Source organism: Tychonema sp. LEGE 07196 (assembly GCF_963890365.1).
In the GTDB taxonomy this organism is placed as follows: Bacteria; Cyanobacteriota; Cyanobacteriia; order Cyanobacteriales; family Microcoleaceae; genus Microcoleus.
In genome coordinates this window covers 1-22,902 of record NZ_CAWPRX010000143.1, presented here as the reverse complement: position 1 = coordinate 22,902, position 22,902 = coordinate 1, and the positions used below count along the sequence as shown (strand labels likewise).

The following is a 22,902-nucleotide window of genomic DNA, read 5'->3' as shown; positions in this document are numbered from 1 at the left end:
CTGTTGGCTGTGAAGCAACGGAGGACAGGGATCTCGCGCAAGTCCTGACTTTGGGTAATATTAATTCCGATGCCGTGGAAGTTTACTCAAAGAGCGATCGTTGGGAGTAGCAGTAGCATCATTAGGATCGGCCAAAGTCCGATCGTAATTATCAGCCCATGTCACATTATTCCCAACCTGAACTTTGGGTTCGTAGAAATCGCTGAAATTTGTGCCGGTCGAGCCAGGTAATTGTAAATTCAAACTCGGCTGGTAGAAATCGTGCGGGTCGATTTCAAACGTACTCACAAAAAGATTGACCTCTTTCATATCCTCCCAACCCGGAGCAAACTGCCATTGAAAAGTATGATTCAGGTCACTTGTTGTTATACCATGCCCCTTCAAATCCAGCCAGTCAGATAGAAACAAACTTTACTGATGCTTTTTATTGAACTGAGATTATCAAAATCGCATCGTCAAATAGCCTAACCTTTTTTTATTCCTTATAATACCTAGAAATTTGTAATATAGTTTAGAAACATGAAGGTTTAACTTCAAAATACCGGATTTAGGCACAACAAACTGATTGTGTGTAATGCTCTTATTAGATGTTAATCTCAAAACATAGTTAGATTTAGCTGGATAGTAGTAGAGATTTAGGAGGAGAGTTATGGACAGAGAAGAATTACTGAGACGATATGCTAATCGGGAAAGAGATTTTTATAGGATCGATCTGACAAATGTTGATTTAACCGGCATTAACTTAAGTCACGCTAATTTTACAGAGTCTAACTTGAGAAATATCAACTTGCTTAATGCCAATCTAAGTCATACCAATTTCTCGAATTCAGGCTGGGAAGAAAGCAATCTGCGAGGGGTGAATTTGAGAGAAGCCAACTTAGAAGGTGTTGTGATGAGAGATATTATTTTAGAGAACGCTGATTTAACTGATATTAACTTGAGCAATGCTGAACTAAATGAAGTTTACCTCATGGGTGCTAATCTAACTGGTGCCAACTTGAGTAATACTTCTTTGTATATTGTGAGTCTGGCATCTGCTAACTTGGAGCAAGCTATATTCCGCAATACTACTCTTGATGAAGTTAGTTTTGATCCTCCAAATCAACGATATATAGAAGTTCGTAAATTGCTCGAACAGTACGCTGCTGGGGAGAGAAATTTTGCGGGAATTAAGGTTAATAACACTGCCATGAGCGGGGTTGACCTAAGTGGAATCAATTTGAGCAAAGCCCACCTTATGACTCTCAATTTGAGCAATGCCAATTTGAGTAATGCTCACTTGCCAGGAGCTAGAATGCTTGGTACTAACCTAAGTGGCGCGAATCTGAGCGGGGCTAATCTAAGAAATGCCGACCTCAGCGGTGCGAATCTGAGAAAAGCTAATCTGAACGATGCCGACTTAAGAGATGCTATTTTGAGTGGTGCTGATTTGACCGAGGCTGACTGCGAGAGAACCAAAACTGAAAATGTTATTTTGGTGGCAACCAACCTGACAGGTGTCAAAGGTTTTGGCAGTGGGATAGGAGCTTTTATCTGTAAAACCATTGAACCAGGGGGAGAATTCGTAGAGGGACCCGATTGGATTGAGTAAATAATCCAGTATTATGACTAACATAATTGAAGACACAACTTATGAACAATCAAGAATCGCTTAAACTGAATTATCAACAATGGCTAAAACGCTTGGAGATATCTTCAGCCCCAGAGATGATAAAAGCCCCAGAGATGATAAAAGGGTTTTCACGTCCCGGATTTGGTATTAGTAAATAGCGACGCACCCTACAGCTAGACTTATTAAGAGCTTACAATGATTATAAACTAAGGACAAAAGTTATGGATGCCGAAGAATTACTAAGACGATATGCTGATGGTGAAAGGGCTTTTGAAGGTGTTGACTTGAGAAGGGTTGATCTATGTAATGCCAATTTGAGCGGTATTAATTTGAAAAATTCTTATATTGAAGAAAGTGGGCTGATACACATCAATTTGAGCGGTGCCAATTTAGAGGGTATTGATTTAAGGGATATTGTTTTGGAAAATGCCAACTTGAGTGCTGTGAATATGATCGAGGCTAACTTAAGTGAAGTCAATCTGATGTGTGCCAATATAACAGATGCAATTTTTAATGGTGCTTGCCTTTCTAATGTCCGCCTTCTCTACGCTAACCTATCGAGAAGTATATTCAGAAATACCAATATGAATGAAGTTGATTTTGATGGTACTAACTTGGCATATGCTGATTTTAGAGATGCTAAAGATGCTTATCTTGATGATATATACATCTTCGATCCCTACCTAAGATATGCTGCCGTTAAGCCTGTTAACCCGAATCTTATTGAGAGAGGAGGGGCTATTTTTTGTCGCACTATTATGCCAGATGGGAGTATCTGTAATGACGGTTGCGATCGAATCAGATCGTGAAACCAGCCACCTATCCTATGGAGAACTACTAACAATAGGATCTATATAGGTGTCTTCATTAGCTTCTATAACCTCTTGAATTTTTGTAGGAACATTTGACCAAAAGTCATATCCAGTCAATTCTTCGAGGTAGTCAGTGCTAACTCTCCAGGTTTGCCAAGTTTGCCACTCATCTAAGCTATTTATAGTTATACTCTTTGCATTACCAGGAAGATTTACAGTATGAGGAAAAGATGTCGGCTCTCCAATATTGGGTGTGATAACAGCAATCATTCGTGTATTGGTTGTAACATCTTCTATACTTTGACCGGGATTATCCAAAACAAGGATGGTTTTCCAAGTGTATTCAGGAACGTTAATTCTGTCAATAAATCCCGGTGGTATTGTGCCTAAAGAACCGTATCCTCCGGCAATAATAGATATCTCCTTGCCTCCTGATGCAACGAGAGTATTCTGGCTATATTTTTCCAAATTTCGCCATGCCGTATTAAATTGATTATTTCTTAAGTGCTGTGGAATTATGTTTGTCATAAGGTAAGTTGAACTTACATCCTTATCACTTCTGCTTCGGTCTGATGAAGCAGCCAAATGACCCTTATCATAAGCAAAGAATTGATCGCCACGGTTTTTGTATTCAAAATCCATAACACGGGGAGTGAAAGGAAGTGTTTCATCGGGTACAAACGATGTCGCTCTATCTCGATTGCCAAGCCAAGACTTATTAACTTGCCAACTTACCCATTTAGGAGTTTTATATAAATTTTGTGCATCATAAGACAAAGAGTATTGTGGCTTTTCTAATAAATAATTACGACGGTCGTTGGTCACGTCAGTCCCGGCGTTACTTGGATTACCAAACTTGAGATTAGTGCTTTTGAAAAAAACATCGTCTAAGTACACGGTGTCATCAGTAACTTCAAATTTGAGTGTTGCTACTTTTCCCCGTAGCTGTTCAGGTATATCTACATGAAAAGTTTCAAATCCTTGCGTTCCATAGCCGACCTTAAGCGTATCTCCTAAATATTGACTTGGCTTACCACCTGCCTTCTCCAAATTAATAGTTTCTGTTTTCTGATACCCATCTGTTTCAATAGTAACTTTGACTTTCCCGCCTTTATTAAGTGCATTGTCAGGTACATGAAGATTAAATCGCAAAGTCCCCCAATCAGGAACAACAAACCGATTGTGCGTAATGCTGTCATCAGGTGTTAATTTCAGAGCATAGTTAGGTTGGGCTGGATCGTACCCTACCAGTGTCCTGTAATTGTCAAGACTAGGAATATCCCTCCAATCAACCAACCTACTTGTCGGCGACGCAATATTCGACGTACCGCCGTGAAAAGACCAGCCCGGAATCGCATCAGAAATAGCATTTCGGAACAAACTACGCGGATTAAAGACAGCATCAAAGTTGCCACCAAAAAGAGTAGGAACCGCGAAATCACCCCGCATCCGCCTTTCCGCTGTATTGTCAAAAGAAAGAGGCACGCGCTCCACATTATTAGTTGGTCGTAAATTAGCGATCTCACCCGTATTGGGATCTTTAGTCAACCCACCTCCCAGAACAGAATAGAACCAACCAGTACCCATACCCTTCCTTTCAGTCAAAAAATAAGGTATTATTAAGAGCTTACAATGATTATAAACTAAGGACAAAAGTTATGGATACCGAAGAATTACTCAGAAGGTATGCTAGGGGTGAGAGAGATTTTACTGGTATTAATTTGAGCCATGCAAAATTGAATGGTGCAGACCTTGGTGGTATCATATTGAATGATGCTGAACTTAATTATGCAAGTTTAAAGGGTGCAAAACTAAGTGGTGCTATGTTGAATAAAACCAATTTTTTTCAGGCCAACTTAAATGGTGTTGACCTCAGCAATACCACCTTAAATGGTACTAACTTCTGGCAGGCAAGTCTGTCTGGTGCGTACTTGAGTGGTCTCTCCTTAGAAAGTGTTAACTTAGAAAATGCCTATTTGACAGGTGTTCATCTATTTGAATGCCGTATTGATAACAGTAATTTAGCAGATGCTAATTTGAGGGGGGCCTATCTGCTACAGGTTTTAATCACAAATACTGACTTTCGCAGAGCCGATTTCAGTGGGAGCAAACTAGAAGATGTTTCTATGGAAAATGTTAACCTGAGTAATGCTTGCCTTATAGGTGCAGAAGGGATTGTTATACGTGGGATAATAAGTCTACGGCTAGAACGGATTAATTTCAACAATGCCACAATGCCAGATGGAACAATCTTTAGTAGTTGTTAGTACAAAATAACAGGTATTGAACATTTACTAAATTAGTGCCAGCCTAGTCACGGAAATTTAGGTAGCCAATCACAATGCTCTTGTGCCATACCAAGTAATGAATCTATTTCCACTTAGCTCCTAAGTGTCTGCACAAGAGCTAGTCAAGATTGGATAGAAGGTCAAGACCGGTAAGACGTTTAAGATCGACAGTCGTAACAGTCCAGGTTTGCCAATCTCTCCACTGAGCCAAGCTTGTTATAGGAGAACGATGTTCCGACGATGGCAACAAACCATTTAGCGGATGCGGTATTGGGGTCGAAAAATCGGTTGGTGCTGGTCTATTAGGCGTTATTACAGAGATAACATTTGTGTTGGCTGCTGTGATATCATTTATGCCTAAACCCGGGTGATCCAAGACCAAGATATTTTTCCAAGTATAATCAGGAACATTGATCATTTTATCGTTAATTGTTCCTAATGTTCCATATCCACCAGCAGTAATGTAAAGTTCTTTACCTTCTAATGCTAACTGGTAGCAATATTCTTCAAGGTTTCGCCACGCGGTACTACTAACATTATTTCCAGGGTATTGCGGAAGTGCATTCGTCATAAGAAATGTAGACAACATATCCTTCTTATCTCGGTTTCGTTGTTCGGAAGTTGCCATGTGACCGCGGTCGTAGAGGTTGTTTGGATAGCCTTTGTAATCCTCACTTGTAACTAGCGGACTAAAAGGAATAGGTAAGGTTTCATCGGACTTGAATACACCGCTTCTTGTTAACTCACCCAGCCAGGAACGGTTTAATTGCCAAGTTACCCATTTGGGATTTTTAGAGTTGTTATCGTAAGACACTGTATATTGTGGCTTCTCTAATAGGTAGTTGTTTTGTTGGGCAGGGTCACGGCGAGCTTCTTCTCCATTGTAAGCAGGATTACCGAATTTGAGGTGAGTGCTTTTAAAGAAGACATCATCTAAGAAAACTTCACCACCATTTAATTCAAACTTTAGTGTAGCTGATTTTCCTCGCAGGTCTTGGGGTATCTCATCTATATGAAATGTTTCAAATCCTGTAGTACCAAAGCCAATCCTGAATCGATCTGAGGGGTAAGAAGTTTGTGAGCTGGAATTTTTATTTTCTGCTGCACTTAGAACAATAACTCCAATAGGTTGATATTCGTCGTACCCTGGTGCATCTCCTTTGATAGAGACCTTAAGTTCTCCGTTAGTGAGTTGAGGAACATGAAGGTTAAAACGTAATGTTCCCCAGTCAGGCACGACAAAGCGATTGTGTGTGATGCTATCTCCCGATGTTAATTTCAAGGCATTGTTAGGTTCAGTAATGCCCAACTGTTCCAGGTAATTTAGTGATAAGTTAGCTCCCTTCTCATTCTTGATGGTACGAGGTTCGTTAAGTGCGGGAATATCCCTCCAATCAACCAACCTACTTGTCGGCGACGCAATATTTGACGTACCGCCGTGAAAAGACCAGCCCGGAATCGCATCAGAAATCGCATTTCGGAACAAACTACCCGGATTAAAAACAGCATCAAAATTGCCACCAAAAAGAGTAGGAACCGCAAAATCACCCCGCATCCGCCTTTCCGCTGTATTGTCAAAATACAGAGGCACGCGCTCCAGAGTATTAGTCGGTCGCAAATTAGTAATCGCACCCGTATTGGGATCTTTAGTCAACCCACCTCCAAGAACAGAATAGAACCAACCAGTACCAATACCCTCATTGGGAGCATTAGCAGCACCCAGAGAAAAGTTAGGTTGCCCGCTATATTTAGGCGTGTACCAGGGGTTGACACGAGGGTCTTGAGGACTTCCACTGAAAGAAAAGTCTCTGTCAAACAGTTGCTCGTAATGCCCATCACCCCGACGCCGCGAGATCGGGTCAACAGGTTGCGTACTAGAAGAATTTTGGCGATACTCAGTTAGTCCCAGGTCAGCAGTCCCCGCATACCACGTCAGGACTCTCCCGTGCGTTCCCCCAGCGAGATCGTCTCTGGTAAACCCAGGTAAACTATTTTCATAACCATCAGCATTGCGTCGAGTACCCAAGAAAACCGTTTCGTCAGGCTTCCCTAGAAGTTCCCCCGCACTGTTTCTGGGAAATTTGAGACCTGCTCTAATCTCTGTTCGCAGAGCATCGGGCCCGCTCAAATTGGGAATGTCTCGACCCGCAGGTGTCAGCGTAGGAATTTGTGGAATGCCTTGGTCTAGCCTGGGCACCGTTTGGTAGTAGTTGTCCGCAAAAGTCACATTCTTCCAAACCTGAACCTTCGGTTCGCGGAAGTCTGCAAATCCCGCTTCTCCTAGAAATGGTAACTGTACCGAAAAACTTGGTTGGTCAAAATCATGAGGATCTAATGTAGTCATCTGGAGGTCGCGAAACAGAGAATTCTCCTTCCCGCCAGCTAGAGGGAAGTAAGTCCCTACACGCTGAATGATTTCGCTATTGACCACAGCCCCCCGACTGAAGCCAACAAAGTGCAGTGGCGAATTGAAAATTGCCCCCTGAGAGCGAACAAAATTCCCTTGGCTGTCGAAGTTAGCACCACCTCCTAGCGATTGATCTAGCTGCACCAGCGAGGCAAAGAAACTATCTGCTGCTGCCTCCGTGAAGCCAGAATCGGGAATAGCTGACTCATTATTTTGAGACCAGTCAGGCAGAAGCACTAATGGTTTGTTGCTTTGGAGGTAGGGAGCTATATAGCTCGACAAAGCAGTACGATAACTGGGAGCGGCTTGGTCAAAACCATTAGGAAAATAAGTTAAATTACTAAAGAAATCACCCAAGACTTGCCCGTATTTATCGACCGGAACCCAGTTACCTGTGGGCGAGTCGTAGCGCATGAGCAATCCTTCACCCCCAGTAGTAGCAATGCTGTCAGCCATTTTGTAGAATTCGCTGGGAATCCCTGGTGCGGTAATGACCGGAGGCTTAAAACCGTGGGTCAGTACAGTGACGCTGCTGAAAGTGCTGTTGCCGTTGAGAGCAGGCGGTGGCGATGTTTTGAACTGCCCAACATCAAGATTTCGCTTTCCATCCTTGCTCAAAGCTTCAACAGCCCAATGATAAGTCTGACCAGCCGTCAGAGTCCGATTATCGGGCAGCGTGAACTGGGTATTGGTGTTTGAAGGGTCAAGGGGTAGACCACCAAGCCCCACCCAGCCTTGACCGGGCTTCCAAGTCGCTGTCAGGATGCGGTTGGGGTTATAGTCTAAAGTGCCGAACTGGGAGTTCCATTTTGCTAGCAAGTTTTGCTGCTGCTGTGGGCTGAGATTATTGAAGTTTGGATTTTGGATATTGGCGAGATCCTCCCATCTATCCTCTGGCAACAAACCCTCCCCTTTATCGAAGGTACTGACAAAAAGATTGACCTCTTTCACATCCTCCCAACCCGGAGCAAACTGCCATTGAAAAGTAGGAGTCAGGTCATTTGTAGTTGCACCAGGCCCCTTCAAATTTAGCCAATCAGTCGGTGCAGAACTCAAATCCCGTAAATTGCCTCCAGTACCGACTGGTGCGCGTGTTGTACCCAACGGCACCCCATAAGTAAACTGATTAGCAGGTCGGTTCTCCTGAAGAATCCCATAGTCAGCAGCAATACTAACCGCCGGATTGATATCATCAATAGGAACCCTTGTGAAATCAGCAGCAGTCACAGACCTCGCCGTAGTAGCATTGAAGAAAGGAGACTTAACACCCCTGTCAAGACTATCAATTTTGAATTGACCGGGATTGTCCAGAGTTTTAATCATTTCCTCAACATCGAAAGCATAAACGCTCCCGCTACCAGTCAGAGAAGGATAAGAGCCATAAAGGTATTTGTTGTCATTAGAAAGCACTAAATCGTTAGTAAGAGCCTCTGGAATCGGTCTGGTAGCACCGATTAATTGAGGATTTGGCCCCAAGGGGTCTTTAATAATCCCAATATTTCCCCCAGAACGCACATCTGCAGAAGGGCCAAGACTTCCAGAATTGCGACCAGCCACAAACCCATACCGCCCATCCCGCGTTACAGTGACAGATACCCCCTCATTCACATCAAAATAATCAGTAGGAAAACCCAAACTTAAAGGGGCATAACTCACAGAAGCAGTAAAGTTAAGAGGATCGTCCGAAGTAATTTCCAACACCCCAAAACCAGGCCCGTCATTCTGGTCAGTATTAATCAGATTCAATCCGTTCGTGAACACCATTTTCGTCGGATCATTCGTAGCTGCTATTCCCTCGGTCTCCGAAATAGTATGAATAACTCCGATTTGTTGATGCCACTTACGAGGATTGGAATTCTCATCCTTCGGTCGATCCTTCGAGTCAATATTGATTGCATAAATCCGACGATTAGGCACTTGCTCATTATTATCAGAACCCGTGCCGAACAGCCGCCGCCCATCACTACTAATTGCCAACTGACTCAATCCTAATGGTGAAGTGACGTTAATAGTCTCAACTACTTTGTGATAAGTTGCCGAGTTAGGGTTGATGTCAAGGACGTAAATTTTCGCTTGATTCAAGTCGCCAATGTAAGCATAATCGTCTCTAGGACTGATGACTATTGACTTGGGTCTAGCGCCCGCCGGCAGGACAATGGGATTGACGCCTGGGGTATTTGGCTGAGTATCTACCTGTCGCAGTACCATTGGATCGACCAATGCCACTTGACCTGAATTCCTCAAGGTTGCGTAAACGCGATTTCCGTCGCTAGTCACGGCTGTTGATTCTGCCCAATCTGTGACACTGCTAGTCCCCACAGGAATTTGAGCCAACAACAAGTCTTTGCTGTTTGTAGTATCAACTACTGATTCGGGGTTTTTACCATTGAGAACCGCTACTCGGTCAGAACCGCCCAAGGCTGCAAAGACGTACTCTGCCCCCTGTGGCAGCCGAATTGGATTGCTATCGTACTGGATTTCTTTGTAGACTGGTGTTGTGCCTTTTTGATCGACGATCTGGTTCTGCTTCCTCTCCAGCACGACGCCTGAAGCGCCCAGCACTACTGTATCAGGCACTTTAACTGCTACTTCATACTGATTGCCTCCAAGAGAGCGGCTGCGTGTCGGTACTACAGTCCCCTCATACATAGAGTTGCCTGCATAGAATTTAACTGTCAAATCTTCAAACTTACTGCCTTTGGAGTCGCTGGCGTTGTTGACCAGAATGTTGCCCCCGGTCAGAAATAAGAGGGGCTCATTGTTCTCAAATGGTTGACCGGAATCATCCTTGAATTTCAGCTCAGCTTTTTGGAGGACAGGAGGTGTTGTGGGGTCAGAGGTAGTTGGGGCTGGCATATTCAAAGCTGCCTTAAATGTGGCAGTGCCGTCGTCGTTTCGCTGCACGCCTACCTCTGTTACCACCGGCAGTCCCACCTTGGGGATTGCTACCACCTGCACTGAAGATATGTCGCGAGTTACGGTAAAGGCTGGAGTGGTAACGAATTTGTCCGGGTCTATTAACTGACCGAGATTTCCCTGGGGGTCAATGATGCCAAAAAATGCTAGGGGGAAGTTGTAGTTGAGGGTAAGCTGACCTTTGACTAAGGTAGCGCTGCCTGTGGGACTGGAGTAGACTACTGCGTATTCGCCTGGTCTGACCACACCTGGATAGGGAGGAGACTGGGTGCGAATGTTGCCGTCATCCCCGACTATGCCTGATTCTTCTTGCAGCCAAATCGGATTCCAAGTGCCGGTTGCGTCAGGAATTGCTCCTTTTCGCAGGAAGTATGCCACAGTTCCAGGTGCTAATCCTTCGGGTGCTGGTATTGCTAACTGGGCGGGTATATTCAGGGAGTTATCGCCAAAGTTTAAGTTGAAGGCTCCTGCAAATTCAAATCCCGGTGGTAGCGGTAGGGACAAGTTTTGTTGGTTGACTGGGGCAATGCTGACGGTTGTATTCTGTTCTAGAGCACCCGGAGGTATCATGACTGCTAGGGTTCCGTCGTTTGAGTTGATGATGCCACCGTCGGTTCCCAAGGCAGTCGTGCCGATTTTCGGTACTTCGACTCGAACTGGAATGGTGGCGGATGCGATGCCGTGAATGGCTGTGACGGTGGCATCGCCAATGCCGACTGCTGTAATGGTGCCGTCGGGACTGACGTTTAGGATGTTGCTGTTGTTGCTAAAGTAGCGTGTACCTGTGCTGGCTGCGGTTAGGTTGGCTTCGGTAAAGTTGGAGTTTAAGCCGAGGGAGAGTTTCCGTGTTGAACCGGGTGTCAGGGAGACGGCATCTGGGTATGGGTCTAGTCCATACATTTCGGCTAGTATCTGATGCAGTTGAGCGTCTGTTGTCGGTGCTGGCATCGTCCCAATTCGGATTGGGGTGACTGCTTGTAGGTTATTTCGACTCGCGCTCAAAATCGAAGTACCGTTGGTTAAACCTGTCACTTTACCCGTTGGATCAATTGGTGCTACTTCTGGATTTATTGAAGTGTAAGTTAAATAAGAATCTGGCAGCACTACACCTTTTTGGTCGGCAAAATCTCCCAGCACAATCAATTCCGTATTTTCTCCTGCATTGAGGAGCGGATTTCGCTTCACAAAATCTAGATTCAGCAGGGGAACGTCGCTGACGTTGACTGTGACTCGCGCGGGAGTTGAACTCCCAAAAGCGTCGCTGGCAAGGAAATCAAAGCTGGCAATACCGGAGAAACCGGGTTCGGGCTTAAACGATGCTTTGTTAGTTAAGGGATTGAAAATTACCGTGCCGTTAACTGGACCCTGGACGCTAATTGTCAGAGGGTCGCCTTCTGCATCTGTGGCAAGATTGTCTAATGAAATAGTTGTCTCTAATTCTGTGTAAGTCCGAGCGCTTGTCGGTGAAACAACGGGCGGATTGTTGTCAGAATTCGGGGGATTGGCTTGGGCGAGCAATTGTTGTCCCAGAGTCGTATTGCGCCACTCTCTGTCAGGGTTGATGACTGTATCCAGCAGCGGTGCGTTTCCTATCGCGCCGCTAATTTTAAAGATTAGGTCGTTGTAGTCGCTGTCCGAGTTCGCTGCCGACATATCTTCGAGGGCGAAGGTGTTGCCGGTGCCGGTTACATCGGCGACCTGCAACACGTAAGATGTATCGTTGGGATTGGCTGTGGCGATACTGAATAAGGGGCGGTTTTCGGGAAACAAATTTTCCGAACACGAAGATTGGAGCGATGACTGTACTGTACCGTTGGGGACTAACATGACGGCAAAGGTATCGCCCGGAGTCATATTGAAAGTTTTTATACCCTGATATTCGCCGCTGCCCCAGTCCCCGTCGAACGGCATCGCACCAGTGAATTTTGCCCCTTCTGTAGCGTCGCTGATGACAATGTGTCCGTTTGTGGAATTGCTTAAAACTCTGCGGGATGCTTCGGCAATGAATTCTGGAGTTCCGGGTATAAATGCGGACATCCCGGTGAGGCTGAAAATGCCGAGTTCGCCTTCGTAGCCGCCGCCGTCAAATACATAGTCGAATCTGACTTTTCCTTGGTTATCTACAAGGAAAGTACCGGGGATTGGTGAGTTGGCTGCTGATGTTATGGATAGATTTATCTGGGGATTGGTATTGGTTTGGAAGTTGCCGGTACTCTGTGTGGAATAAGATTGAGTGTCTGCAATATTGTCTGAAAGTTGAGCAGATTTTTCGGTTGCTGACGCTAGCAAACCGCTGGTTATATCTGCGGATTCCGGCGCAATTTCAGTATCAGAATCCGCAGGTAGAACAGCGACAGTTTCTGTGGGAGTTGAATTGCTATTATAATTGTTTGAATTTGGTTCGGGTGGGGATTTAAGAGTTGAGGGTGCAACGGTTGTTTCGACTTCGGCTTCAGTTATCTGTGTCGTAACTGCTGCTGTCTCTAATGGAGTTGAGAAAAGTGCTGGGCTTTTCTCGGTTTCTAATTCCGCTGCTGTGAAGGAAACAGTAATGTCCCGTTCGATTGTACCAGCAGTGAATTCTGCTGGCTCTAGCAAATCGGTTTTTGTCGGCAATTGTTCGCTTTCTAATTCTGCTGTTATTTCAGGGAAAGCGGTCTCATTTTCCACCGTACCCGAATCGATTTCTGTGGGAATAATCGAATCGTTTTTTGTTGGCAATTGTTCGGCGGCGCTAGAAACGTTGGAGTTGGTTTTTTTGGGTGATTGTTCGCCAACATTAGAGCTGATTAAGTCTGTTTTTGGAGGAGAATCTTCCGCAAGTGGAGCGATAACTGACTCTGTTTCTGCGGGGTGTTGAGAAATGCTTGTAGTTGCACTTTTGTCTGTTTTTATTGATTCAGCCCCTACTGATTCGCTGACAAGAGATTCTGTTTTAACTGGCTGTTTATTTTCCGAAACTGAGTCAGTATTGTTGGGAGATTTTTCTGGGGTTTGAACTGCTGTCGCTGTCGTCACCGCTACATTTTCACTGGCTGCTGTTTTTGGTATGGCAGCAGGTTCGGTTTTTAATGGGTCAACTTTTTCGGAATCATTCTGTTTGTCAGCTAAAGCTTGACTGGCAGTTTGTACTGGGTTTGTTGAATCGGTTGATTTGACTTCGGCGCTGATATTAGTGTCAGATAAAACAGGGTTAGATGGGGCGGGAATTAATGAGGCTGTTGGGGGCTGTGTTGTCGGCGGTTCTTGAGAATCTGAGGTGGGTTTTTCGGTCTGTATTGCATCGACTGTTGGGGATTGTTTGTCTGAGTCTATCAGGGTGCTAGCTTCGGCAACTGGAAGCTGTTTTTCTGAGTTTTTTGTTTCGGAAGTTGAAGGAATTGGAGCTGTTTTATCGGAGTCTATTTTGTCGTCAAGTGTGGCAACTGGGGACTGTTTGTCTGTAGGGGTTTTATCAGTCGAGGGTATGTTTGGGCTAGCGGCAATAGTTTCGGTTAAATTTGTTACTGCAATTGGATCGGATTTTTCTGATGAAGTTGTACTGCGATCTGGTATTATGGTTGATGCAGTTGCAGGTGATGTTTTGTTGGGTTCTGACTCGAAGAAGAGTGTAGCTTCTGAGGATAAGGGTGTTTTTATATCTTCGGGTTTTGAACTTGTTTCAGGGGTTGCGGGTAATGGTGTTTTGTCCGAAGCTTTTTCGCTCGTTGTGGATGTAGTTATAACGGGTGAGGTTATTGGATTCGGGTTGGTCAGGGAATCTCCTGAGTCTGAGTCGAATTTGCCAATTAGGGGGTCAATTTCAGAATTTGCTGTATCTCTGGGGTTGCTGTTAGTTCTGAGCTCGCTGATGGTAGCAGAAGGTATGCTGTGAATATCGGAGGCTTTGTTAGTAATAAAAGCATCGGTTTCGGCTCGACTGAATTCGGATTGTGGCGGCTTTGCGGTTTCTATTAAGTTAGGTTGTTCGGAGTTTTCAGAAGAGCCGGGAGTTTGATATAATAAGGTTTTGTTAGTCTGAATTCCAGGCAGTTGTGGGGCGAAAGTTGGGGCAAGTCCGGGAATTAAGGATTCCACTTCTGTTAAAGGTTCTTTAATCGGGTCGGTTAAAGGCACTCTGGACACTCCTTGAGAAATGGTTAATTTCTTTCAAATAATTCTTCAGCGGTTACTCATCATTATCGGCTAGACTCGATTATAAATATATTCGGGAAAATACAGAATTTCAGATTTTTTTTGGGTGTTGCTAGTCTGTTTGATTTCCCGTATATTTACTGAGAGTTTTTGTGTTTATGCTGAATTTTTATGAAGGTAAGTTTTTTGAGGCAGGAAAATACTTAAATAACCGATCGCACATACGGTCTCTCTCTGTTACGATCGGCTTCAAGTATTATTAATCCTGGACGCACTCGTACCAAAGAAACCGGGTTTTTTACCTCATCTGCTGCTCTCCGTGAAGTATTCTCGTAAAAAAACCCGGTTTCGCACGGGCCCCGATGCGTAAGTCCCGATCGATTAACGGAACTGCGATCGCACCTTAGATGAAAATAGAACGAGACGGACAACCCAAGATACTCGCCCCGTCAGGAAATCGAGCTCTTGTTTAACGACCGTTGGCCCCCGATCGCGATCGCGCCTCTACAGTTAATTGTCAGCCCCTTCCCCGATCGCAAACTTTCTTCCCCCAACTCTTCCCCTTGCTCTCGCCTTCCTGTAAAGTAAATAATTGTAAAGAAATATTAGTTTTCTCTTATCCCTTGGTTAAGACCGCCAGCTACCATTGATACCTGAATTAGAAATTCCTATGTCACAGCTTTTCCCCCGCAAATTTCTAGCCTCTGCTGCTGCCTTTTTCCTGGCTTTGTCCCTGTGGACGATCGCACCTGCGGCCCACGCTTTCAACAATCCCGATTTGTTGCCAGAAATTCAGACACCAATCATTGACCTAGCTAAAGCCCTTACGGATATTGAAGAAGAGGATTTGGCAAAAAGTTTATATGCCTTTGAAGCCGAAACCGGCTGGAAGCTGCGAGTGCTGACTCAGTACGATCGCACGCCCGGTTTAGCCGTCAAAAGTTATTGGGGCTTGGATAGCAAAAGCGTGTTGCTAGTTGCTGACCCCCGAGGTGGCAATTTGCTCAATTTTAATGTGGGCGACTCGCTGTATCCGCTGCTGCCGCGCAGTTTTTGGGTAGAACTGCAAACTCGCTACGGCAATCAGTTTTTTGTCCGGGAGAATGGCGAAGATCGATCGATCATTGAATCTTTAGAGTCGATACAAGGCTGTTTGCGTCAGGGGGGATGTCGTGTGGTTCCCGGTTTGCCGAGGGAACAGTGGGTTCTGACATTAATTTCATCGGTGCTCGGCGGGGTGATCTGCGGGTTTGCCGCTCAGCCCCGGAAACCCGGACAGCTTGTGGCTTGGCAGTGGGCGCTGATTTTTTCGCCGCTGTGGGGGATTCTGTTTTTGGCTTTCGGAATTGGGCCTGTGGTGACTCGGACTTCTGACTGGTTGCCTTTGACTCGAAATGTGGCCGGTTTTGCGATCGGGGCTTTGGTAGCATTCTTAACTCCGGTTTTGGGCAAGTCTCCTTCTGAGGAAAATTAGTTTGGCAGTTGGCAGTTGGCAGTTGGCAGTTGGCAGTTGGCAGTTGACGGTTGGCAGTTGGCAGTTGGCAGTTGGCAGTTGGCAGTTGGCAGTTGACGGTTGGCAGTTGGCAGTTGGCAGTTGGCAGTTGGCAGTTGGCAGTTGGCAGTTGGCAGTTGGCAGTTGGCAGTTGGCAGTTGGCAGTTGGTAGGGGCGGTGGATGGTGCGTGCCCGCCCTCTTAGTTAGTCAACAGTCAATCGTCAACCGTCAACAGTCAACCGTCAACAGTCAACAATCAACTGACAACTGACAAAAAGCTGGTAAGCTGATACTTGATAATTCACAGGCGACAGCTATCCAACAAATGGAATGGCACGTAAGCGATGCCCAGAGTCTGGGATTAATCGATAGCGAAATTGGCGACCACGGTTTTTCAGCGGCGGAGTACGAAATAGTCCGGCGCGTGATCTATGCGACTGCTGATTTTGAGTACAAGTCTTTAATTAGTTTCTCCGATCAGGCTTTGCAAGCCGGGGCGGCGGCTTTGGCTGCTCGAACTACGATCGTAGTAGATGTGCCGATGGTGCAGGTGGGCATTACGCCACAAATTCAAAGTACCTTTGCTAATCCGGTTTATTGTTCGATGGAGGCTTTGACGCGCCCTCAAAAGGAAAAGACGCGGGCGGCTTGGGGGATTGAAACTTTGGCTAAACGCTATCCTGAAGGGATTTTTGTGGTGGGCCAGGCTCAAACTGCTTTGTCGGCCCTCGTCGATTTGATTGAGGCTGAGGAAATTCGACCGGCTTTGGTGATTGGGACTCCTTCAGGGTTTGTGGGGGTTGATGTGGCGAAGTCGCGACTGAACGATTCGATGGTTCCTCACATTCGGATTGAGGGGCGCAAGGGTTCGGCGGTGGTGGCTGTGGCGATTATGAACGGGTTGGTGGATTTGGCTTGGCAAGCCTACGGCCAAGAGGGGAACAGTTGAGAGTTGACAATTAACTAATTCCCAGTGTCAAGCCCTTGTCATTACCCAAAAATCTGCCTAGAAATCGATCAATATTCAGTTTTTTTTCACAGGACTTGCGCCATGAGACAGGGGTTTTCAACCCCTGACTGGTTTCTTCGATGTTGATGCCTAATTGCTATTAGATTTATTACCTCCAAGCCAGTCGCTGCTTGATTTTTCCTGGTAGATTATTCAATTTTGCGCCCAACCAAATCACCAACCATACACCAATTCCCGCACCGAAACTGATTAACAATACCATCACAAAAGGAGGAATTTATGTATTGCTTAATGGTATGTAAAATTTGCGATCGGGCGGGTCTTGTTCGATCAAATAAGGCGCGCCGCTAGCCACTACGCCCACAACTCCTAAACCAAAACCTACTATTTGAATTGTTGCTTCTAATTTTGCGTCGCGATAGGCTTCTTCTATAGCCACTACGCCCCTAATTGCTTCCATCGTCTTGTCTAGCAAGCCGGTGCCGTGTTTGAAATAGCCTAGGTCAAATTTGATTTGTTCGCTGAACTGCGGGCAAGTTTCTTTGCTGAATAATTCTACGAAGCTCAAATCGGCATCACTATCATTATAAATTTTTTGAGACTTGATGTCAAGACTTATTCGATCTAATTTTTTTTGGTAATTTTGGGCGTTAATGGCGATCGTATTTTGCCGATTTTCCAGATCGATCGGCAATCGAGTATACTCTACAGTGCGCGGCGGCATCTCAATTGTCTGACTTTCTAGATACTCTAATTCCTCGGGATTTAAAGCCGCAATCTGGCCTCAGCTATCAGCGAGAGAGACTACAGGTTTTCGGAGTAAAAACCCGGTTTCTGGGTGAGTGGCTGGGGTTGAAGAAACCGGGTTTTTATGGAGGTTTAGGGTTGGTGGTTAATGTTTGGGAGAAAAACCCGGTTTCTGGGTGGCTGGGGTTGGGGAATTTGTTGTTTAATAATCGGCGGTTCGTCTTTTGACTTCTCTGTTTTGATTGTTGGTATCCCGCCCTTTTTTTCTACCTTTTTTAATTTGCTGGCTCATTTCTACAAACAAATCTCTGCGTAAATAAGGATAGTCGCTTACCCAAACGTCGCGGCTGGGAATGTAAATGTCTGAAACTTTGGCAATTGTACCCAAGTCTTCTATATCTGACATGATTAACATTAATGCTGCTTGGCCGGGAACAATTCCCTGATGTTCTTTGCGTAAGGGAGCTCGCAGTGTGGTAGTAAATCCGGTTTTGTCACCAATTTCTAAGTTGATTCGGGGTTCGAGGTTGTCGATTATTACGAGTTGTCCTTTTTGATTGACTGTTTCTTCTTGACTTGTGACTTCATCTGTGATATAAATATCCAAAATTCGTCCTTGCCAAAAACCACAATATTTATGTTTGCGGCATTCTGCATTCCGCAAACTTGCCCACAAGATTGGCCCCCACAGCCAGTACAAACTGGTGATTAATCCGGTAATTAAAACTAGGGGCCCGATATCGGAACCGACGAAGCTATAGATGACTAGCACCAAAATTACGCTGACTGCTGAGATTAACATTCGCCTGAGAAAGTCGGGGGGTTTTCCCCACATATATTTGTATTGCACTCCGGTGGCGACGGCGGGAATTAGTTCTTGAAATGTTTCGCGGGTTAAGGGAATTAGCATAGGAAGAAGGAAGAAGGAAGAAGGAAGAGGGAAGAAGGAAGAAGGAAGAAGGAAGAGGGAAGAGGGAAGAAGGAAGAGGGAAGAAGGAAGAGGGAAGAGGGAAGAGGGAAGAAGGAAGAAGGAAGAAGTTATTGGTTATTTGTTATTTGTTATTGGTTATTGGTTATTAGTGGTGTCCCGGCTGAGCTTTCCGTCCAATGTCATCAGGAAGAGGGAAGAGGGAATAAGTTAATTACCCTACAATAACTCGATCCCCCCTAGCCCCCCTTCTTAAGGGGGGGACAAAATTCCGATCGAAGTTCCTCTTTTTAAGGGAGATTTAGGGGGTTCTAGACTTTGCAACAAGGGAAATTCATCCAATGTTTAAGGCGATTGTCGAAACTAATAATAACTAACAACTGACAACTAACAACTAACAACTGACAACTAACAACTGACAACTGACAACTAACAACTAACAACTAACAACTAACAACTAACAACTGACAAATGACAACTGACAACTAACAACTGATAACTAATTACAGGATTTTTTCTAATCCGTAAACGAGCGATCGCAATTCTATGATTTTTCGCACTGATAATAAAACTCCGGGCATATAACAAGCGCGATCGCTCGTATCGTGTCGTAATGTATAAACTTGACCGGTGCCGCCAAAAATTACTTCTTGGTGGGCAATTAAACCGGGTAAACGGATGCTGTGAATCCGAATTCCTTCGTCGGCTAAAGAGCCTCTGGCACCGGGCAATTTTTCGGTTTCTTCTACTTGGGCGGGATTGAACGTTTTCCCCATTTCTGCTAGCATTTGGGCGGTTTGGATGGCTGTGCCGCTGGGAGCGTCGGCTTTTTGATTGTGGTGGAGTTCGATAATTTCTACGTGTTCAAAGTATTGAGATGCGGTGACGGCGGCTTGTTGCAGCAGCACCATGCCGATCGAGAAATTGGGTACAATCAAACAACCTATGCTGGCTTTGTCGGCAAATTCGGCTAGGTTTTGAATTTGTTTGGTACTCAATCCGGTAGTGCCTACTACGGGCCGTATACCGTAAGCAATAGCCGATCGCACGTTTTCGTAAACTGACGAAGGGTGCGTAAAGTCTACCATCACGCCTAACTGCTTTTCCTGAGCGGCCGCAGCCAGCATTCCTTGCAAGTCGTCGGTGATGGGAACTTCTAACGGGCCGCACCCGGCTAATTCTCCCGCATCGGCGTTGAGGGACTCAGGAGAGCGGTCTACAGCGCCAAATAAGGTCATGTCGCTAGCACTGGCGATCGCCTTAATTACTTCGCGGCCCATCTTGCCGCCAGCACCGTTAACAATCACCGGAATCGGAAGTTGATTGGCCATAATCTCAAAAATATCCAGAAAGTTCGATCGACTAAATTTTAACGCTTGTGGAAACTTGGGGAAACTTGGGGAAACGGAGGAATCCCAGACAGCACTTTTCGGCAGATACTCAGAAACCCAGTTTCCCATCCGAGAAATACTTTGCCAAATCGATTAATTAGCTTACATAAACTCGGTTTCGGCACAAGTTCTGAAAAAATTATACTCAATCTCATAATAAGCTCAATTCTGTAAGAACAAACTTGTGGTTAGCTTTATTTGCACCCGTATATGTTTGCTGTGACTGCCAAATTTTCTCGAAATCTTTGTTCTGTACTGTCTCTGGCAACTGGCCTGAACCGGAGTTCTCAAGGCCGGCGGGTCAGGATTTTGCCTGCTTTGTTGGCAGGCGCAACTGTAACGCTGCTGAATACGGGAGCTCGGCGGTTGGGGTGGTATCAAAGCTTGGAATTGGGAACTTTTGACTCGTTGGTGCGCTTGGAGCCGGATGCGGGCCCAGATCCGCGGATGCTGATAGTGGGAATTTCTGAGGCGGATATTCAAACTCTGGGGAGGTTTCCGATTTCCGACGGGGCGATCGCCAAAACCTTGACAAAACTCCAAAAGTACCAGCCAAAAGTCATCGGTTTGGACTTGTACCGCGATTTGCCTCAAGCCCCCGGACACCAAGAATTGCTGGCGGAGCTCAAGGCGCCGAATCTGGTGGCGATTACTAAATTGAACGATTCAGACAGTGGGGGAGTGCCCGCCCCTCCGGGGATGCCGCCGGATCGGGTGGGTTTTAATGACTTTGTACTCGACGCTGACGGCGTGGTGCGCCGCAATTTGCTCTCAGTCGCGAAACCCGACAATACTGCTGCTTCCTCGTTTTCTTTGCAAGTGGCTTCGCTGTATCTCAAGGACAAGGTGCAGCCGACAGATAGCCGTGTCAATCCCCATCAAATCAACTGGGGGAAAGCAAAATTTGTGCCTTTAGCATCTGACAGCGGTGGCTATGCAAATCTTGATGCTAGAGGCTACCAAATTCTGCTCAAATACCGTTCTGCTGTTGGGGTGGCGCGACAAGTCAGTATCCTGCAGGTATTGAAGGGCGAAATTGATCCGAGTTGGGTAAAGGACAAGATTGTGCTGATCGGGACGACTGCACCGAGTACCAGAGATGTGTTTCTCACGCCCTACAGCCCGGTTAAAAAGCAAAATCCGAAAATGCCGGGGGTGTTGCTGCACGCTCAAATGCTCAGCCAAATATTGACTGCTGTTTTGCAGGGGCGATCGGTGTTTTGGGTGTGGCCAGAATGGGCAGAAATTCTGTGGAACGCTGCTTGGGCGGTGCTGGGCGGGCTGGTGGCTTGGCGGATTCACCACCCATTGCGGGCGGGATTGGTTGTGGGTGCGGCTTTGGTGGGGCTGTTGGGGATTAGTTTTTTGATTTTTACTGAGGGTGGGTGGGTGCCGCTGGTGTCGCCGGCTGTGGGTTTGGTGGTGACTGGTGCGGGGTTGAGCGCTTACAGGAAGCTTTACGATGCTTTTCACGACTCTCTGACTGGTTTGCCGAATCGGGATTTGTTTGTAGAGTGTTTGGGGCGGGCGATCGTCAATACTAGGAACCACCGCAGCTCTCTTTTTGCGGTGCTTTTTTTGGATTTAGACCGATTTAAGGTGATTAATGATTCTTTGGGTCATTTGGTGGGGGATGAGTTGCTGATGGCGGTGGTGGTGCGGTTGCAGGCGAGTGTCAGCATGGCGGATACTGTGGCGCGGGTGGGGGGCGACGATTTTGCAATTTTGGTGAGGAATGTTGATGCCCAGAGTGCGGTGGATTTGGCCGATCGCATTCACCAAGCTTTAATTGTGCCTTTTGAACTCGGAGGCCAGGAAGTGTTTGTCACCGCTAGCATCGGGATTGCGGTGGGTGGCGAGCCCGCAATCGCCGCCCGGGAACAGCCGGAACACTTGCTGCGGGACGCTCACACGGCGATGTACCGCGCTAAGGCTTTGGGAACGGGAAGGTATCAGGTGTTTAATGCTGCGATGCACGATTTGGCGTTGGAGAGGTTGCAGTTGGAGACGGATTTGCGGATGGCTGTAAAACGTCGGGAGTTTTTGCTTTACTACCAGCCGTTTGTGTCTTTGGCCAGCGGCAGGATTATTGGGTTTGAGGCTTTGGTGCGCTGGCAGCACCCGCAGCGGGGCTTGATTTCGCCGGTTAAGTTTATTCCGGTGGCTGAGGAAACGGGGGCGATTGTGCCGCTGGGCGAGTGGGTGTTGGAGGAGGCTTGCCGGCAGTTGCGGCTGTGGGAGGGAATGTTTGATTTCGATCGACCTTTGATTATGAGTGTAAATTTATCTGGGAAGCAGTTTGCTCAGCCGGATTTGATCGATCGCATTCGGGCTATTTTGGGAACAACGGGTTTGAGTGCCCAGAGTTTGAAGTTGGAGATTACTGAGAGTGTGGTGATGGATGATGTGGAGTCGGCGATCGCGGTTTTAAAGGAGATGAAAGCGCTTAATGTCAAGTTGGGAATTGATGATTTTGGTACTGGTTATTCGTCGTTGAGTTATTTGAGTCGTTTTCCTACGGATACTTTGAAGGTTGACAAGTCGTTTGTGGGGCTGATGGAGCTCGAAAGCGAGGGGGAAAATGTGGCGATCGTGCGGACGATTGTGGCCCTGGCTCACGCTTTGGGGATGGATGTGATTGCTGAGGGTGTGGAGACGGCGGCACAATTAGCTCGGTTAAGGGCGATCGGCTGCGAATACGGTCAGGGTTATTTTTTTGCTAAGCCTTTAGCGAGCGAGGCTGCTACTGCTTTGATGGCTTCTGAGCCGCAGTGGTAGTTATTGGTTATTGGTTGTTGGTTGTTGGTTGTTGGTTGTTGGTTATTGGTTATTGGTTATTGGTTGTTGGTTGTTGGTTGTTGGTTATTTGTTGTTGGTCAATACCGTCGCCCGCAAGCCTTGTTTTCGCAGCCGATCGCACTTTTGAGGCGAACCCTCATCGATCTATCAGGTGCGATGACGGTTGGTTTTGTGGGAAACGTGGCTTAATTATCATAAAACTTTACGAAATCATGTAGTGTTGGGAGCGATCGAAAGAGGGTTCTCGACCTTCGCCCGTGAAAAAGTCGTAAAGGGCGATCGCGTCATCTTTCCATACCCCAAGATATTGAATAGACCTCTTGCAAAATTCCTTTTAATCAAATTTTAGGACGGGCTCGCGTGCCCATCCCACAAGAAAAAAGATTTTTGTGGGATGGGCACGCG

At 46.1% G+C, this 22,902-nt stretch carries 13 protein-coding genes; 7 read left to right on the top strand and 6 right to left on the bottom strand.

Translation table 11 applies throughout. The annotated features are described in order from the left end of the window. Positions 1 to 60: 60 nt before the first annotated feature. Entirely contained in the window at positions 61 to 309 is a 249-nt protein-coding gene (locus AACV78_RS16350; RefSeq protein ID WP_194008787.1) for a hypothetical protein, read from the bottom strand. 340 nt (positions 310 to 649) lie between these two features. Between AACV78_RS16350 and AACV78_RS16345 the strand changes: the two genes are divergently transcribed. Both AACV78_RS16345 and AACV78_RS16340 read left to right on the top strand, forming a co-directional pair. Continuing rightward, positions 650 to 1,591: a pentapeptide repeat-containing protein gene (locus tag AACV78_RS16345; protein ID WP_194008786.1), complete on the top strand. Its 942-nt coding sequence runs from the start codon at positions 650 to 652 to the stop codon at positions 1,589 to 1,591. Between the two features lie 242 nt (positions 1,592 to 1,833). Beyond that, positions 1,834 to 2,421 carry a pentapeptide repeat-containing protein gene (locus tag AACV78_RS16340; protein WP_194008785.1) on the top strand — a complete coding sequence of 196 codons (588 nt, stop codon included), beginning with the start codon at positions 1,834 to 1,836 and terminating at the stop codon, positions 2,419 to 2,421. A gap of 15 nt (positions 2,422 to 2,436) precedes the next feature. Here the strand turns inward: AACV78_RS16340 and AACV78_RS16335 are convergent, their stop codons facing one another. Beyond that, positions 2,437 to 4,011: a DNA/RNA non-specific endonuclease gene (locus tag AACV78_RS16335; RefSeq protein WP_194008784.1), complete on the bottom strand. Its 1,575-nt coding sequence runs from the start codon at positions 4,009 to 4,011 to the stop codon at positions 2,437 to 2,439. Between the two features lie 71 nt (positions 4,012 to 4,082). On the opposite strand from AACV78_RS16335, the gene AACV78_RS16330 reads away from it, so the two are divergent. Further along, on the top strand, positions 4,083 to 4,691 hold the full coding sequence (locus AACV78_RS16330) for a pentapeptide repeat-containing protein (protein WP_194008783.1): 609 nt from the start codon (positions 4,083 to 4,085) through the stop codon (positions 4,689 to 4,691). Between the two features lie 139 nt (positions 4,692 to 4,830). Here the strand turns inward: AACV78_RS16330 and AACV78_RS16325 are convergent, their stop codons facing one another. Next, on the bottom strand, positions 4,831 to 14,151 hold the full coding sequence (locus tag AACV78_RS16325) for a DNA/RNA non-specific endonuclease (RefSeq protein WP_194008782.1): 9,321 nt from the start codon (positions 14,149 to 14,151) through the stop codon (positions 4,831 to 4,833). A gap of 688 nt (positions 14,152 to 14,839) precedes the next feature. Here AACV78_RS16325 and AACV78_RS16320 point away from each other — a divergent pair. From AACV78_RS16320 to AACV78_RS16310, 3 genes are all read left to right on the top strand, one after another. Then, positions 14,840 to 15,643, top strand: coding sequence for a TPM domain-containing protein (locus AACV78_RS16320; protein WP_194008781.1), 804 nt, complete (start codon positions 14,840 to 14,842; stop codon positions 15,641 to 15,643). A 1-nt stretch (position 15,644) separates the two neighbouring features. Next, positions 15,645 to 15,833 (top strand): hypothetical protein, encoded by a 189-nt coding sequence (locus AACV78_RS16315; RefSeq protein ID WP_194008780.1) that lies wholly within the window; start codon positions 15,645 to 15,647, stop codon positions 15,831 to 15,833. Between the two features lie 154 nt (positions 15,834 to 15,987). Next, on the top strand, positions 15,988 to 16,611 hold the full coding sequence (locus tag AACV78_RS16310; RefSeq protein WP_194008779.1) for a precorrin-8X methylmutase: 624 nt from the start codon (positions 15,988 to 15,990) through the stop codon (positions 16,609 to 16,611). Between the two features lie 298 nt (positions 16,612 to 16,909). Here the strand turns inward: AACV78_RS16310 and AACV78_RS16305 are convergent, their stop codons facing one another. From AACV78_RS16305 to dapB, 3 genes are all read right to left on the bottom strand, one after another. After that, complete coding sequence (locus tag AACV78_RS16305; protein WP_194008778.1) at positions 16,910 to 17,356, bottom strand: hypothetical protein; 447 nt, start codon at positions 17,354 to 17,356, stop codon at positions 16,910 to 16,912. 225 nt (positions 17,357 to 17,581) lie between these two features. Continuing rightward, on the bottom strand, positions 17,582 to 18,289 hold the full coding sequence (locus AACV78_RS16300; RefSeq protein ID WP_194008777.1) for a phosphate ABC transporter permease: 708 nt from the start codon (positions 18,287 to 18,289) through the stop codon (positions 17,582 to 17,584). 521 nt (positions 18,290 to 18,810) lie between these two features. Next, positions 18,811 to 19,638 (bottom strand): 4-hydroxy-tetrahydrodipicolinate reductase, encoded by an 828-nt coding sequence (gene dapB, locus AACV78_RS16295; RefSeq protein ID WP_194008819.1) that lies wholly within the window; start codon positions 19,636 to 19,638, stop codon positions 18,811 to 18,813. A gap of 369 nt (positions 19,639 to 20,007) precedes the next feature. Here dapB and AACV78_RS16290 point away from each other — a divergent pair, with 369 nt between their 5' ends. Further along, a complete protein-coding gene (locus AACV78_RS16290; RefSeq protein WP_339383681.1) occupies positions 20,008 to 22,476 on the top strand; it encodes an EAL domain-containing protein in 2,469 nt (822 codons plus the stop codon). Positions 22,477 to 22,902 lie beyond the last annotated feature (426 nt).

What these genes read in the sequence shown, in the direction of transcription:
- AACV78_RS16305 (WP_194008778.1), bottom strand. Translation starts at nt 17,356, where the DNA reads ATGCCGCCGCGCACTGTAGAGTATACTCGATTGCCGATCGATCTGGAA.
- AACV78_RS16300 (WP_194008777.1), bottom strand. Translation starts at nt 18,289, where the DNA reads ATGCTAATTCCCTTAACCCGCGAAACATTTCAAGAACTAATTCCCGCC.
- AACV78_RS16340 (WP_194008785.1), top strand. Translation starts at nt 1,834, where the DNA reads ATGGATGCCGAAGAATTACTAAGACGATATGCTGATGGTGAAAGGGCT.
- AACV78_RS16330 (WP_194008783.1), top strand. Translation starts at nt 4,083, where the DNA reads ATGGATACCGAAGAATTACTCAGAAGGTATGCTAGGGGTGAGAGAGAT.
- AACV78_RS16345 (WP_194008786.1), top strand. Translation starts at nt 650, where the DNA reads ATGGACAGAGAAGAATTACTGAGACGATATGCTAATCGGGAAAGAGAT.
- AACV78_RS16310 (WP_194008779.1), top strand. Translation starts at nt 15,988, where the DNA reads ATGGAATGGCACGTAAGCGATGCCCAGAGTCTGGGATTAATCGATAGC.
- AACV78_RS16320 (WP_194008781.1), top strand. Translation starts at nt 14,840, where the DNA reads ATGTCACAGCTTTTCCCCCGCAAATTTCTAGCCTCTGCTGCTGCCTTT.
- dapB (WP_194008819.1), bottom strand. Translation starts at nt 19,638, where the DNA reads ATGGCCAATCAACTTCCGATTCCGGTGATTGTTAACGGTGCTGGCGGC.
- AACV78_RS16335 (WP_194008784.1), bottom strand. Translation starts at nt 4,011, where the DNA reads ATGGGTACTGGTTGGTTCTATTCTGTTCTGGGAGGTGGGTTGACTAAA.
- AACV78_RS16350 (WP_194008787.1), bottom strand. Translation starts at nt 309, where the DNA reads ATGAAAGAGGTCAATCTTTTTGTGAGTACGTTTGAAATCGACCCGCAC.